Origin of the sequence: Homoserinimonas aerilata (genome assembly GCF_006716125.1) — a bacterium.
GTDB lineage: Bacteria > Actinomycetota > Actinomycetes > Actinomycetales > Microbacteriaceae > Homoserinimonas > Homoserinimonas aerilata.
Genome location: NZ_VFOM01000001.1, coordinates 329967 through 344695, shown reverse-complemented (window position 1 = coordinate 344695; position 14729 = coordinate 329967). Strand labels below are relative to the sequence as shown.

At 68.9% G+C, this 14729-nt stretch carries 12 protein-coding genes and 1 tRNA gene; 1 reads left to right on the top strand and 12 read right to left on the bottom strand.

Features of this window, described 5'->3' with window-relative positions; all coding sequences use genetic code 11:
• Positions 1 to 5: 5 nt before the first annotated feature.
• The 3 genes from FB562_RS01615 to FB562_RS01605 are packed head-to-tail and all read right to left on the bottom strand — an operon-like array spanning position 6 to position 3236.
• Complete coding sequence (locus FB562_RS01615) at positions 6 to 1238, bottom strand: alanine racemase (RefSeq protein ID WP_141879547.1); 1233 nt, start codon at positions 1236 to 1238, stop codon at positions 6 to 8.
• Complete coding sequence (locus FB562_RS01610; protein WP_141879546.1) at positions 1238 to 2560, bottom strand: MFS transporter; 1323 nt, start codon at positions 2558 to 2560, stop codon at positions 1238 to 1240. The genes FB562_RS01615 and FB562_RS01610 overlap by 1 nt, the downstream gene beginning before the upstream one ends.
• A complete protein-coding gene (locus tag FB562_RS01605) occupies positions 2541 to 3236 on the bottom strand; it encodes a TetR/AcrR family transcriptional regulator (RefSeq protein WP_185740420.1) in 696 nt (231 codons plus the stop codon). The genes FB562_RS01610 and FB562_RS01605 overlap by 20 nt, the downstream gene beginning before the upstream one ends.
• Positions 3237 to 3476: 240 nt before the next feature.
• Here FB562_RS01605 and FB562_RS01600 point away from each other — a divergent pair, with 240 nt between their 5' ends.
• Complete coding sequence (locus FB562_RS01600) at positions 3477 to 5765, top strand: Ig-like domain-containing protein (protein WP_141879544.1); 2289 nt, start codon at positions 3477 to 3479, stop codon at positions 5763 to 5765.
• A 55-nt stretch (positions 5766 to 5820) separates the two neighbouring features.
• Here the strand turns inward: FB562_RS01600 and FB562_RS01595 are convergent.
• The 9 genes from FB562_RS01595 to hisS form a co-directional block, all read right to left on the bottom strand.
• Positions 5821 to 5894, bottom strand: a tRNA-Leu gene (locus FB562_RS01595).
• 140 nt (positions 5895 to 6034) lie between these two features.
• Positions 6035 to 7606 (bottom strand): NAD(P)/FAD-dependent oxidoreductase, encoded by a 1572-nt coding sequence (locus FB562_RS01590; RefSeq protein WP_141879543.1) that lies wholly within the window; start codon positions 7604 to 7606, stop codon positions 6035 to 6037.
• A 10-nt stretch (positions 7607 to 7616) separates the two neighbouring features.
• Entirely contained in the window at positions 7617 to 8882 is a 1266-nt protein-coding gene (locus FB562_RS01585) for a S8 family peptidase (protein ID WP_141879542.1), read from the bottom strand.
• Complete coding sequence (locus tag FB562_RS01580; protein ID WP_141879541.1) at positions 8879 to 9457, bottom strand: DUF501 domain-containing protein; 579 nt, start codon at positions 9455 to 9457, stop codon at positions 8879 to 8881. Before FB562_RS01580 ends, FB562_RS01585 begins: the two co-directional genes overlap by 4 nt.
• Positions 9454 to 9975, bottom strand: coding sequence for an FtsB family cell division protein (locus FB562_RS01575; RefSeq protein WP_141879540.1), 522 nt, complete (start codon positions 9973 to 9975; stop codon positions 9454 to 9456). Before FB562_RS01575 ends, FB562_RS01580 begins: the two co-directional genes overlap by 4 nt.
• 251 nt (positions 9976 to 10226) lie before the next feature.
• Positions 10227 to 11507: a phosphopyruvate hydratase gene (eno, locus tag FB562_RS01570; protein ID WP_141879539.1), complete on the bottom strand. Its 1281-nt coding sequence runs from the start codon at positions 11505 to 11507 to the stop codon at positions 10227 to 10229.
• Positions 11508 to 11595: 88 nt separating this feature from the next.
• On the bottom strand, positions 11596 to 12819 hold the full coding sequence (locus tag FB562_RS01565) for an MFS transporter (RefSeq protein WP_246081292.1): 1224 nt from the start codon (positions 12817 to 12819) through the stop codon (positions 11596 to 11598).
• A gap of 62 nt (positions 12820 to 12881) precedes the next feature.
• Positions 12882 to 13316 (bottom strand): MarR family winged helix-turn-helix transcriptional regulator, encoded by a 435-nt coding sequence (locus FB562_RS01560; RefSeq protein WP_185740419.1) that lies wholly within the window; start codon positions 13314 to 13316, stop codon positions 12882 to 12884.
• Between the two features lie 166 nt (positions 13317 to 13482).
• Complete coding sequence (hisS, locus tag FB562_RS01555) at positions 13483 to 14706, bottom strand: histidine--tRNA ligase (RefSeq protein WP_141879537.1); 1224 nt, start codon at positions 14704 to 14706, stop codon at positions 13483 to 13485.
• Positions 14707 to 14729: the final 23 nt, after the last annotated feature.

Sequence of the window (14729 nt, the reverse complement as noted above, 5' to 3'; positions counted from 1 at the left end):
CTGCGTCACAGGAAAGCCTTCCCCTCGCCCCGATAGGTCGGGGCCTCCCCCACCACCGCGCGGCCGTCGACAATCGCGAAACCGTTCAGGTGCTCGCTCAGCTCACCCGCCTTCGTGTGCCTCAGCCACACCCGGTCACCCGTGCGCAGCCGGGCCGCCGCCGCGCCCGTGAGCGGTGTCTGGACCTCTCCTGCCATCTCGCGCGGAATCATCCGCAGCCCCTCGGGCCACACCGGCAGGGGCAGACGATCGGATGCCGCGGGGCCGGATGCGACCCAGCCGCCACCCAGCAGGGTCGCCTTGCCGGCATCCGGTCTGCGCACGACAGAGAGGGCGAACGCGGCCGCCGGCGCCGGGCTGAAGTGCCGATAGTGGTCGAAGAGGTGCGGGCCGAACAGCCCGCTACCGGCCGCTATCTCAGTGACGCTCGACTCAGCCGATGTCGACTCGAGCGAGCCGGTGCCGCCGCCGTTCACGAACTCCAGCTCAGCGACCTGTCGCACCGCCTGCACGGCGCGTGCACGGCGCTCCGCCAGTTCAGCGGCTGAGCGGCCCTGGATCCAGCGCACCGCAATACCGCGCAGGGCATTCGCAGGCGCGTTGACGAGACCAGCGATCTGCCCCTCGTAGGCCATCATCCCGACGAGCGCAAAGCCCGGCCTGGCCGCAATCGTCTCGGCGAGCGCCCGGGCGTCATCAACAGAGTGCACGGGTGAGCGCCACGTGCCGATGTGGCCGAGCAGCCGCGAATTCCAGGAGGCGTCGAGTTCGAGGCACACCCGCACCGTCTCCCGGCGGGACGGCGGCAGCACGGCGTCGACAAGGTCGAGGTGTTCGATCGAGTCGACCATGATCGTCACCCGTGAGGCGAGTTCGGCGCTCGTGGCGAGGGCTCGCAGCGCATCCCGGTCGACACTCGGATAACCGACAACGACGTCATTCACGGACTCGGCCAGCCACAGCGCCTCCGGCAGCGTATAGGCGAGCACACCCCCGAAACCGGGGCGGGCAAGCACCGCGTCGATCACCGAACGCACCCGGATCGACTTACTGGCGACCCGGATGCGTGTTCCGGCCGCCCGTTGCGCCATCGAGTCCGCGTTGAAGGCGAGCGCCTGCAGGGAGATCGCGCCGAGCGGCGTCTCCAGCGCACGCGTCGCCTCCGTGAGTGACTCCCAGTACTCGGGGCCTCCCGGTCTGGCCGTCACAACACCCGGCGCTGGCAGCACAATCGACATCAACGAACCCCTTTCACGAACAGAACAGCGAGCGCCCCCAGCAGCCCCGCGGCCGCCGCCAGCAGGAAGAGACCCTGAAACCCGGCCAGCCACGCCACAACCCACGCGCCCAGAAGAGGAGAGATCGCCTGCGGAACAGCCCAGGCAATGTTCATGATGCCCAAGTCCTTACCGCGGCTCTGGGCATCCGGAAGCACCTGCGTGGCGAGCGCCTGATCAACCGACAGGAACGTGCCGTAGCCGAGGCCCAGAATCGCGGCCGCGACCATCGCCACGGACAGTTCCGGGATGAGCGCGAGCATGAGTGCTGCGATCGCCTGCAGCGCCCCCGCGATGAAGACGAACAGCCGGCGCCGCCCCACCCGGTCACTGAGCCGCCCGAACACGAGCGAGGCGACGATCACGAACACCATGTAGACGAGCGTGAGCACGATGAGGCTGCCCTCCGCCTCGACGATGCCCAGACCGAGCCCGAAGGCCAGGAAGTACAGCAGCATGGAGGTGCCCAGCGCGTTGCCCACATTGATGAGCACCCGGCTGAGGAGGGTCCAGCCGAAATCGGGAAAGAGGGTCGGGCTGATCCAGAAGCCCTGCACGAGGCCGCGCAGGGTCAGCGGCGGACGGTCGGCCGCCGGCAGCACCTCGTCGCCCACACGCAGCAGGAACGGCAGCACGAGCAGCACGAGCAGTGCCGACATGACGGCGTAACCGACGAACTGGCCCACGAAGAGCTCCGTCACGAGGATGAGGCCCAGGATCGTGCCGACCGCCTGCGGCGCCGAGATCCAGCCCGAGACGAAACCACGCTGGCCGACCGGAACCTGGTCGGAGATGGTGGCTGTCAGGGCAGCCGTCAGCATGCAGAAGCCGACCAGGGCGAGCGACCAGAACACCCCGATGCCGATCATCGACTCCTGCGCACCGAGCAGCAGAAGCGACCCCGAGAAGAGGAGCGCCCCCGCCGCGACCCAGGGCCGCCGCCGCCCGAAGCGCGACACGGTGCGATCGGAGAGCGCCCCCGTCACCGGATACGCGACAACAGCGCAGAGACCGGCGATGCCGGAGACGATCCCGAACGCGACAACATTGTCGATCCAGCTGCTCGCCCCCAGCTGCGCCTCGATCTGCACGGGCAGCAGCAACTGGATCGGCGTCAACTGCGCCATCCACACGCCCAGCCAGGCGGTCGCGAACAGCGCGATCCATGCCCCCGTCACCGCCTTCGTCGGCTCGGCGAAGGGAGACGGAGTCGCGAGCCCCTCCGTCGCGTCGCCTGCGGCTTCGATACCATCCGGGTCTGCTCTATCGATCGACGATGTCATGCGGCGGGAACCTCTCCTGGGATGCGGATGCCGGCGCCCCGGCAGGTAATCCTGCGGGATCGAGCGGATGGGCGAAAGCGGCGATCATGTCGGCTGCGGCGTCGATCATGCGGGACGCGGCTTCAGCATCGCGATCGGCGAGCCACGACAGGCTGAAGCCATCGACGAAGGCGACCGCGAGCCGGGCGAGCTCGTCGAGTGGCAGGGCCCACCGCACGGCAGCGCGCTCGGCGGCGAGAGCCAGGAGCCGTCCGGCGAAGGCGCGGTAGCTCTCGTATTGGCTCGCCGCGAGTCTCTCCATGCCGGGCGTACGCAGCGCGTAGTGGAAGAGCTCGAAGACGGCCTGCTCATGGCCGGGCCGGGCACTCAGGTGCGAGAAATACCCCTCGAGTCCGGCACGGACCAGATCGCGGATACCCGGGGTCGCGTCGCCCTCGGCCGGCGCCTCCCGCATGGCGGCGAAGGCGTGCTCGTCCTCTTCGGCGATGACATGCGCGATGACGGCGCTGATGAGCTCGTCGCGCGAACGGAAGGCGTAGTGGAAGCTGGCCAGGGCCATGCCCGCCTCGCTCACGATCGCACGCGTCGTGGCCCCGCTCACGCCGCCGCGATCGATGACGCGCAGGGCGGCGAGCACGAGCGCCTCACGCCGCTCGTCAACCGAGAATCGCGCCACAGAGAAGCCCCTTCGCCTCGCCCCGCCTCGTCGCGGGAGAACCGCCGGAAGCCAGAAGTGGGTCATCCGTCCCAGACGATTGACTAACGATCCACCGCGGCGAGCAGGATGTCAAGAGGTACGCCGACACCCCGTCACGTCCATCGCCTTCCCAGCAGCGTGACGTATATTGACAGCAGACCAAGCTGTCCACCCGTCCCCGCCGAACCGCACCGCACGGCTGGCCCGAGAAGAGTGACTGTGCCCCCTGCCCCCGCGCAACAGCCCCCTGCCCGCCAGGGCAGGCGGCGTGACAGCGCGACCGGGCGCACCCAGTGGGCGGGCGTACTCGGCGTGGCGGCTGCCCTCATGGTGCTCGCGCTGGCCTCCCCCACGACACCCGCCGCGGCATCCGCATCGATCGCCGTCATCGCGCCCGACGACGAGCTGCAGTCCCCCAGCGCCACCCCACCGCCATCCTTCGCCCCGCCTGCCGTGGCCCCGCCCGCCCTCACACCATCGAACACAGCGGAACTCATCACCTCGCCCGCCGACGGCACCTTCATCGGGCGCAACACCGTCACCGTGTCCGGCTCCGCGAGCGAGAAGGGCAGCACCATTCGGGTGAGCCTCGGCGACGCCACCTGCGAGGTGAAGGCGAACGAAATGCCGAGCCCCTCCCCGTCTCCGTCGCCGAGCCCGAGTCCGAGCCCGGTCTACGCCTGGTCCTGCGACCTGGCCGGGATGCCCAACGGGGCAGGCCAACAGATCACCGCCATCGAAACCCTCGCCGACGGCAGCTCCCTCACCGACACGACCACCGTGCACGTGCTCGGCCCCCCGAGCATCGACGGGCACAGCCCCACCATCAGCGTCATGTCGGGAACCGGCCAGCCGCAGGCACGACTCACCGTCACCCTCAGCGGAAGCACCGCAAGCTGCATCACCACGGTGATCGCCAGCGGCTACTGGTCGTGCGACCCGCGGATGCCCGACGGCAGCATGCCCGCATCCCGCAGCTACCGGGTCAGCGCCACACAGAACCACCCCGCCATCGGTGCCGCCGCCGACCGCTCGGATGCCGCGGGGCGCCAGATCGAGATCGACAATGTGCAGCCAGGCCCGCCGACGATCACCGTACCCGCCGGCGACTACGGCCTCGTGCCGTCGCCCACCACATTCTCGGGCAGTTCCGCGGAACCGGCCGGCGTGGTCAGCGTGTACATCGACGACGCACCCGTGCCCTCCTGCGAGGCCACCATCTCGGCCGGGGCCTGGGCATGCGTCGGCGGCGCGGACCTCCCCCGCGGCGCCCACTGGGTCCAGGCCCGCCAGCAGGACGTCGCCGGCAACATCGGCGGATTCTCCGAACAGCGGCGCTTCTTCGTCGGAACATTTGTAGCCGTTCCGCCCGCGACAGTGCCGCCCGTCGCCGGCGCGCCCAGTTCGACGCCCACCCCGACCCCCACCCCGACGCCCTCGCAGAACGCCGTGACGCCCGCACCCAGCACGCCCGACGCGAGCTCCTCCCCACCGCCCCTGTTCCCTCGCGCCGACGGCACCGCCCCCAGCCTCGAGGAGGCGCTCACCAACTGGGGCAGCAGCACCGGCTTCGGCGCCGCACTCCCCACGCTCGCCGAGAGCATCGAACGCGGCAACTGGGCGCGCGCACCGATGCTCGCGCTCGGAGCGATCCTGCTCATCGGGCTGCCGCTGCGACTGCTCGCCTCGAGCCTGCGCGGGCGCATCCGCTCGCCCTTCGGCCAACTCACCGGCCGCAACCGCGCCGAGCCGACACCGGAGCAGGAACACACAGCCGGCCCCAACCCCTGGCTCGCCGGCCTCGTGCCACTCGCCGCTGCCACCGCATTCATCGCCATCTCGGGCGGCATCAGCGGGGAGGTCCGCTACCTGCGCCTCACCTTCGCCGTCGGGGTCGCCCTCGCCGTGCTCAACCTCGTCGGCGTCGCCCTCATCGCGCGGCTCGGCTACCGATGGCAGGGCGTCGACGGGCGCCTCCGCTTCATTCCCCTCCTGCTCGTCGCCGCGGCCGTCACAGGCCTGCTCTCCCGCATGACCGGCCTCGTGCCGCCCATCGTGACAGGCGTGCTCATCGGCGTGCGCTTCGCCCACGACACCCCCGTGCGCAAACGCGCTCTCGTGAACCTGCTGCAAGCCGTCGCCGTGCTGCTGCTCGGCGTGGCCGCCTGGATCGGGCACGGGATGCTCGGGCCGGTGCTCGGATTCTGGCCGTCCCTGCTCAGCGAGACACTCGCCACCGCCTGCCTCGCCGGCATCGGCTCGGCCTTCATCATGATGCTGCCGCTCGGGCCGCTGCCGGGCCGCATCATCCTCGAGTGGTCACCGTGGGCATGGTTCGGCATCGCCCTCGTCGGTGCGACCGTCGGCTTCGGAATCCTGCTCGGCGGGGCGAGCGCCCACTTCCCGCTCGCCGCGACCGTGCTCATCGCGATCGGCTTCGCGGCCGCCTGCGTCGCCATCTGGGCGTGGCTGCGATTCGTGCGGCCGGTCGAGTCGGCACTGCGCTGAGGCCGTTCACTGTCAGCCGGCGGAGGAGTGCCCCCCGGGTTGCACAGAACGAAGGTGCCCCTACAGGGACTCGAACCCTGACTCTGACGATTTTAAGTCGTCTGCCTCTGCCAATTGGGCTATAGGGGCGATGCGGTGCCATCCGGAACCGCGAAAGACAACTCTATCGACGCAGAAGCGACACCCGTTCGGAAGACCGCGAATACGGCGCGGCTAACGGATGCGGGCCCCGGTCGAAACCGGGGCCCGCATCTGAATACAGTCAGTGACTACTGGGAGGCGGTCGTCGCCTCGCTCTGAGCAGGCTCAGCAGCGGCCTTCTCCGTAGTCTTGGCAGCAGGCGCCTTGGCAGTGCCCGTCTTGGCTGCGGTCGACTTGGCAGCGCCCGTCTTGGCAGTGCCGGTCTTGACTGCGGTCGACTTCGGAGCCGTCGACTTGGCAGCAGCCTTCGGTGCAGCCTTCGCTGCGGACTTCGCCTCGGTACCCGCAGCAGCCGGAGCCGCCGGAGCCTGGCGCGGCGTCGTCTTGGGGCGGGCCGCGTACTGCTCGAACACCGCGCGCGGCTCGTTGCGCGCCTCGATGCCGACAATGTCACGACCGGTGATGGCCTGCACGAACCAGCCCGCGAAGACGCGGATCTTGCGCTCCCACATCGGCATCGCGAGACCGTGGTAGCCGCGGTGCATGCCCCAGGCGACGAAGCCCTTGACGGCGATGCGGCCGGCCTGGAACACGCCAGTGCCGAGACCGATGCCGGCAACAGCGCCCGCGTTCTTGTGGAAGTAGTCCCTCGGCTCATCACCGCGGAGGCTGCCGACCAGGTTCTTGGCGAGAAGCTTGCCCTGGCGGACCGCGTGCTGCGCGTTCGGCACGCAGAAGCCTGCCACGCCGCCGCCGCTCAGATCGGGAACCGCGCTGACATCGCCGGCGCCCCAGGCATCCGCGACGACATCGCCGTCTTCGGTGCGGGCCCGCAGGTCGGCGCCGAGGCGCAGACGGCCACGCTCCTCGATCGGAAGGTCGGTGTTGCGCAGCACGGGGTGCGCCATGACGCCCGCCGTCCAGATGATCGTGTCGCTCTCGAAGACGAGGCCGGTCGACGTCTCGATCTTGCCATCGACAGCCGAGCTGAGCTGCGTGTCGAGGTGGATCTGCGCGCCGCGCTGCGCAAGGTTCTTGATGACCCACTGGCTCGTCTTGAGCGAGACCTCGGGCATGATGCGGCCCATGGCCTCGATGAGGTGGAAGTGCACATCCTCGAAGCCGAGCTGCGGGTAGTGCTTGAGCAGCGAGCTCGCGAGGCTGCGCAACTCACCGAAGACCTCGATGCCGGCGAAGCCGCCACCGACAACCGTGAAGGTGAGCAGACGGTCGCGCTCCGGGCCGGCCGGCAACGCGGAGGCACGCTCGAAGTTGGCGGTGACCCGGTCGCGGATCGCAGTCGCCTCCTCGATGGTCTTGAGACCGTAGGCGTTCTCGGCGATGCCCGGGATGGGGAAGGTGCGGGTGATCGCGCCAGCAGTGACCACGACGATGTCGTACTCGAACTGCCACGGCTCGCCCAGCTCCGGCGTGATCGTCGCCGTCTTCGTGGCGTGATCGATGGCCGTCACGCGAGCCGAGATGACCTCGGTCGACTTCAGGTGCTTGCGGATCGACACAACCGCATGGCGCGGCTCCACGGAACCCGCCGCCACCTCAGGGAGGAACGGCTGGTACGTCATGTAAGGCAGAGGGTCGACCACTGTGACCTCGGCTTCACCCCGCCTGAGATGCTTCTCGAGCTTCAGAGCAGTGTAGAAACCGGCATAGCCGCCGCCGACGATAAGGATTTTTGGCACGACCTTCATGTTAGTACCTTCTCCGGTTCCTCCCGAACTGACGTAACGCGGCAAACCCCACAGCGGCCACTGCGCCGCCGAACAGCACGAAGACGAGAAGAGGGATGCCGAACTCGCGCAGATCCGACACCGTCGGCAGCACCGTGCCGAGCGGACTCGCCACCTGCGTCACCGGCTCCGCAATGGGCGTCGGAGTCGGAAGCGCGGGCGTCGGGGTCGGCAGCGGCGGCGCATCCGCCCTGCGATACACGCGGATCCAATCGCTCAACTGCTTCGCCGGGTCATCGTCGACCCCCGGCACGGACGCCGAAACGGCGAGCGCCGCATTGATGCGCCCGTGCCCGTAGATGGGGCTCTGCGCCGACGCGCCCACCTGCGTGGCCGTCTCCGTGATTCGGTTGATGACATTGCCCGCATCCAGATTCGGATACGCCGAACGCACAAGTGCGACCAGGCCGGCGACGATCGGCGTCGCCCCGCTGGTGCCGCCCCAGGTCGAATACCCGCCAGACGGCGTCGCCCCCACAAGCTCCTCGCTGGGAGCGGCCACCGAGATGGTGATGCCCTGCGAGGACGCGTCGAAACTGGCGCCGCCCTGCCGGTCGACGCCGGCGACCGTGAGCACGCCGGGCATCGTCGCGGGCGCACCCACCTGCGTTGTACCGCTGCCCCGGTTACCCGCCGCCGCAACGATCACCACATCGTTCTGCATGGCGTACAGGAAGGCGTCGTCCCAACTCTCGGGCCACTCGAGCGTGTTGCGGGTGAGCGACATGTTGATCACATCCGCCCCATTGTCGACCGCCCAGGTCACCGCCTCGGCGATCTGATCATCCGAGCTGATCGTGCCCACACCGAAGCCGACAGAGATCGACAGCAGCCGCGCCTCCGGCGCCACCCCCATCACGCCGTCCTCGCCATTCTCACCGTGACCGCGACCGGCCAGCAGCGACGCCACCATCGTGCCGTGCTCCCTGCTCGAGGCACCCACCGGGGTCTGGCCATTCGACGCACCGACACCCGAGACATCCGTGCCCCCGACGACAGCGCCGAGCAGATCAGGATGCGTACCGTCGACACCCGTGTCGATGACGGCGACCGTGACACCGGCGCCGCGACTCTTCGCCCACGCCTCCGTCACACCGTACTGCTGCAGCCAGTACTCGCGGTCGCGGATGCTGTCAGCCGCAGCCGGAGACGCCACCAGGAGCGTGGCCAGCACGGCGAACAGCACCGAGATGGCCGCAGCTGTCACAGCACGCGGAACGCGAGTCATTCGTTCGGGACCGCGTCTCCGGATGCCTCGGCACCGGTCGAACCTTCATGGCCCGAATCCGAATAGCCCGAATCTGAATAGTCGGGGCACTCACACACTGTGGGCGACCAGGCGGCGCGCTCCAGAGCGAGATCGCCGATCGGATTCACGCCAGGACCTGCCGCAAGCGAATGGCCGACCAGCGCATGCAGGCACTTGACGCGCGTGGGCATGCCGCCCGCCGAGACGCCGTGGATCTCGGGCACATGCTCGATGCCCTCCCTGTCGGCCAGATATGCCTCATGGGCGGCGCTGTAGGCATCCGCCGTCTCCCCCTCGAGAAGGGCAGCCAGCTCGACCATCACGCCGTTCGCCTCCAGCGTGGACACAGCAGCGGTCGCCGCAGGGTGGCTCAGGTAGTAGAGCGTGGGGAACGGCGTGCCATCGGCCAGCCGCGGACTCGTCGACACGACGGTCGGCGCACCGCAGACACAGCGCGCGGCGATGCCGATCACGTCACGGGCGGGGCGACCCAACTGGAGCGAGACGATGCGAACATCCTCAGCCGTGGGCGGATCAAAAGGAGGGGTCGTCATTGTGAACCTTGCTGTGGAGCGGTCTGAAATTCGGGGGCGACGATCTCATCGGGGGCGGCATCCGTCAACCCGGCCGTCAACACGGATGACAGCAGCGTCGTCACCCAGTCGACCTCGGTCGTCTGCAGCCGGTCACTGATCGGAACGCCATTCGCCGCCGTCGCCGCCGTCGCGCCGTCATCGATCACGAGATAGCTGAACTCGCCCGGCTTCACATAGTAGAGACGCTCGCGGGCCTGCGCCTCGACATAGCTGGGGTCATCCCACCGCGCCACATCCTGCTTGAGCGAGTCGACCTCATCCTGCTGCGTCGCCACCTCGGCCGCCAGCGCGGCGCGCTCCTGCTGCTGCTCCACATACACGCGCAGCGACGGCGCCAACACGACGACGAACAGCACCAGCATTCCGAGAGTCAACATCGTGAAACCAGAGAAGCGGATGCCGCGCAGCCAGTTCGCCGGAGCACCCTGCGCGGGCAGCGTCACAGGGACGCGCTTCACACGGGGAGATCTGGGCATGCCAAAAGCCTAACCGCGGCAGGCTGGGCGGACGGCCAGCGAAATGCGCGAAGGCCGTGGCGGACCACCGCGCGGGCGTCTTGTCGTGTGGCCGGCGGCCGAGTTGCCCACTTCGGCCCTCTTTTCGCCCAAATCAGGGGCCGAAGTGGGCAACTCACAGGCATCCGGGGCAGTGGGTAAGCGCCGCCGGATACGACGAAACCCTCGCCGCGCAGAGGCGACGAGGGTTTCGGTACGGCTTTGGCCGGATGCTACGCCGTGAAGCGCGGGAAGGCGCTGCGGCCCGCGTAGACGGCGGCGTCGCCCAGCTCCTCCTCGATGCGGAGCAGCTGGTTGTACTTGGCGACCCGCTCCGAACGTGCCGGTGCGCCCGTCTTGATCTGGCCGCTGTCGGTCGCGACGGCGAGATCGGCGATCGTCGTGTCCTCGGTCTCGCCCGAACGGTGCGAGAGAACAGCGGTGTAGCCGCTCCGCTGCGCCAGCGACACGGCGTCGAGGGTCTCCGTGAGCGTGCCGATCTGGTTCACCTTGACGAGGATCGAGTTGGCCGTGCCGAGCTCGATGCCCTTCGCGAGACGCGCCGGGTTGGTGACGAACAGGTCGTCGCCGACGATCTGCGTCTTCGAACCCAGCTCGGAGGTGAGCTGAGCCCAGCCCTCCCAGTCGTCCTCCGCCAGCGGGTCCTCGATGGTGACGAGCGGGTACGCGGCGACAAGCTCCGCGTAGTAGGCGCCCAGGTCGCCCGCCGTGATCTGCTTGCCCTCGAAGTTGTATTTGCCGTTCTCGAAGAACTCGGTCGCGGCGACATCGAGGCCGAGCGCGATGTCCTTGCCGGGCGTGAAGCCCGCCTTGGTGATGGCCTCGATGAGCAGGTCGAGCGCGTCGCGGTTGCTGTCGAGGTTCGGCGCGAAGCCGCCCTCGTCGCCGAGGCCCGTGCTCAGGCCCTTGCCGTGCAGGATGCTCTTGAGCGCGTGGTAGGTCTCGACGCCCCAGCGCAGACCCTCGCTGAAGGTGTCGGCGCCGACGGGCAGGATCATGAACTCCTGGATGTCGACATTGCTGTCTGCGTGCGAGCCGCCGTTGATGACGTTCAGCATCGGCACCGGAAGGGTGTGCGCGTTGGGGCCGCCCAGGTAGCGGAACAGCGGCAGGTCAGCCGAATCTGCGGCGGCCTTCGCCACGGCGAGGCTCACACCGAGGATCGCGTTCGCGCCCAGCTTCTTCTTGTTGTCGGTGCCGTCGAGCTCGATGAGCGCAGCATCCACCAGGCGCTGGTCGGTCGCGTCGAAGCCCTCGAGCTCCGGGCCGATGACGTCGAGAACAGCGTCGACGGCCTTCAGCACGCCCTTGCCCAGGTAGCGCTCCTTGTCGCCATCGCGCAGCTCATACGCCTCGAATGCACCCGTCGATGCACCGGACGGAACGGCGGCACGCGAAACGGTGCCATCTTCGAGCAGAACCTCGACCTCAACGGTCGGGTTGCCCCGGGAGTCCAGAATTTCGCGGGCGCCAACGGCCTCGATCAACGACACGGGAGATCTCCTTCGAGAAATGGTTGTGGGGTGGATGGCCACTGCCTGCAACACGGCGGCGTGGCTGCTGCCAATACTACTCACCCACTCACTCGCCGAGCGTGATCGCCTCCGCCTCCACCTCCGGGCTCTCCGGGCCCGCCGAGTCGATCCGCGCCACCACGGGGGCGAACACCGCGATCAGCACGGCCGCCACGACGACGGATGCGGCGCCGAACACGAACGGAGCCCCCGGCGTCGACACCGCGGCGATCGATGCGGCGATCGGAGGCGCGCACGCCCCGCCCAGAAAGCGGATGCCCGAATAGGCGGACGAGGCGACCGACCGCGGCAGATCGCTCGCCTCCATGACGCTCTCCGTGAGCACGGTGTTGAGCACGCCCAGCACGAGCCCGCCGCCGATCACGCAGGCGATCAGTGCGGCCTGCTGCTGCACGAGGAACGCGGCCGCCACCAGAATCGCGGCCAGAAGGAGGAAGGCGCCCAGCAGAATTCTGGTGCGGCGCATCCGGGCAGTGAGGATCGGCGCCAGCCACACACTCGTCACCGCCACCGCCAGACCCCAGCCGAAGAACACGAGGCCGATGCCCATCGCGTCGAGGCCCAGGGGGAATGGCGTGTAGGCGAGCAGCACGAAGAATCCGACGTTGTAGAACAACGCAACGGCGCCGAGCACCAGGATCTGCGGCACCCGCAGGGCACGGAACGCGGCAGTGAACGGAACATGCACCGGCCGCTGCGCCGGCTTCTCCAGCAGCACCAGGATCGCCACGAACGCGCCCGCCATGAGCACCGCGGTGCCGAAGAACGGGCCACGCCAGCTGATCGAGCCGAGCAGCCCGCCCAGCAGCGGCCCCGTCGCGAGCCCCACGCCCAGCGCGGCCTCGTACAGCACGATCGCGGCCGAGCTGCCACCGCTGGCCGCCCCCACGATCGCGGCGAGCGCCGTCGAGATGAACAGCGCGTTGCCGAGCCCCCAGCCGGCGCGGAAGCCGATGACCTGGCCCACATCGCCTGCGAGGCCCGCGAGCGCCGCGAACACGACGATCACCGCGAGGCCCGCCAGAAGGGTCGTGCGCACGCCGATGCGCGACGACAGCCAGCTCGTGAACAGCATCGCCGCACCCGTGATCACCAGGTAGCTGGTGAACAGCAGAGACGTCTCCGTCGGTGACGCCTCCAGGCTCTCGGCGATCGCCGGGAGGATCGGGTCGACGAGCCCGATTCCCATGAAGGCGATCGTCGCCGCGACCGCGACGGCCCAGACCGACTTCGGCTGCTTCAGGATGGAGGGGGACGCGGCTGTGCTCACGCGGGCGGCTTTCTGTTTGAGATTTTGGCTGAAGGAATGGGAGCTGCGGGAGATCGCGGCCGTCAGCCCGATCGTGCGGAATCGCCGCGTTCAGCGAGGATGCGGGCGGCACGCTCCAGCGCGGCCCGGTCGGCCGGATCGAGCCCCTCGAAGTACGGCCCGATCGCGGCGCCGATGCGGGCAAGCCTCTCGCTGCGGGCGACACGCCCCGCATCCGTGATCGAGATGACGGATGCCCTGGCATCAAGCGGGTCGGTGACGCGTTCGACCCACGCGCCCTCCTCGAGGGCGGTGACGACCTTGGTCATGCCGGGCTGGCTGACACGGCAGAGGGACGCGAGCTCCCCCACCCGCAGCGGGCCGTTCTCGATGAGCGTGCTCAGCGCGCTGTAGGCGAGGGCGGATGTCGTCTCACCGGTCGCGCGGGCTGCCACACGGGACAGGCGGTAGGCAGCGCCGACGAGCTCGCCGAGGGTTTCGCGGATGTCGTTGCTCACCGAGATAACATAACATGGTTATATAAATTGGTTATGCATCTGCGGTCTGGTCTCGAGACTGTCGCCGTGGACGGCGACACCTCGACCAGCGAGTTACTCGTAGACGGCGACACCTCGACCAGCGGGCTACCCGTCGACCAGCGGGTTACCCGCACGCGGCAGATCGTTACGCGAGGGGGCGCAGCTGCGGCTCCGTCGTGGCCGCGTCGACGAACGCGAAACGCGAGAAGCCGTCCGCCGCGAGCCGCTCCAGCGTCGCCTTCGTGTTCTTCGGGCGCCGCTCCAGCCGCACCCTGTGCCCCTGCGCGACGAGCGCGGACTTGAGCTCGACAAGCCTGGCTGCGGGAACGTCCGCATCATGCAGAAGCGCCACAGCATCCGCCGACTCGTCGTCGCCCAGCTCGACCAGATCGACGAGCCGCTCGAAGCCGAGCGAGAAACCGCAGGCCGGGACATCCGCCCCCAGGAATCGGCCGATCATGCCGTCATAGCGGCCGCCGCCGCCCAGCGAATAGCCGAGCGAAGGATGCGCGACCTCGAAGATGGTGCCCGTGTAGTAGCCCATGCCGCGCACGAGCGTCGGGTCGAAGACGAGCTCCGCCGAGGGCACTGCGGCGCGCAGATCGAGCAGCGCCCGGTAGGCGTCCGTGTCGAGCCAGGCGGGGGCATCCGCCAGCAGATCCCAGCCGCCGACCTCGAGCGCCGCAGCAAGGCCGTCGGTCGCGATGCCCGACTCGGCCAGCTCCGCGGCGACGCCATCGGCACCGATCTTGTCGAGCTTGTCGATCGTGATGAGCGCGCGCTCGTGCAGCTCGGTCGGCACATTCCAGTGATTCAGCAGCCCCACCAGGATGCGGCGGTCATTGATACGGATCGTGCAGCCGACGAGCCCCAGGGCATCCAGCGCCGCCGACGTCGCCGTGATCAGCTCGACCTCGGCGAGCGGGCCCGCCTCACCGATCACATCGATGTCGCACTGCACGAACTGCCGGAAGCGGCCCTTCTGCGGGCGCTCCGCACGCCACACCGGCGCGATCTGGATGGCACGGAACACGGGCGGCAGCGCACCGCGGTGCGTCGCATAGAAACGCGCAAGCGGCACCGTCAGGTCGAATCGCAGCCCCAGATCGGCCAGATCGAGAGCATCCGTCGCCGCCGCGAAGTCATCACGCGTGAGACCCCGCTTCAGGATGCCGAAGGCGAGCTTCTCATTGTCGCCACCCAGGCCCGCATGCAGCCGGGAGCTGTCCTCCACGACGGGCGTCTCGATCTCATCGAAACCATGCGAGCGATAGACGCCGCGGATGACCGACAGCACCCGCTCACGGCGAGCCTTGTCGGCAGGAAGGAAATCGCGCATACCGCGGGGAGGATTGACAGGAGAAGCCATCCCCCTATTCTGGCAGGCCGGCC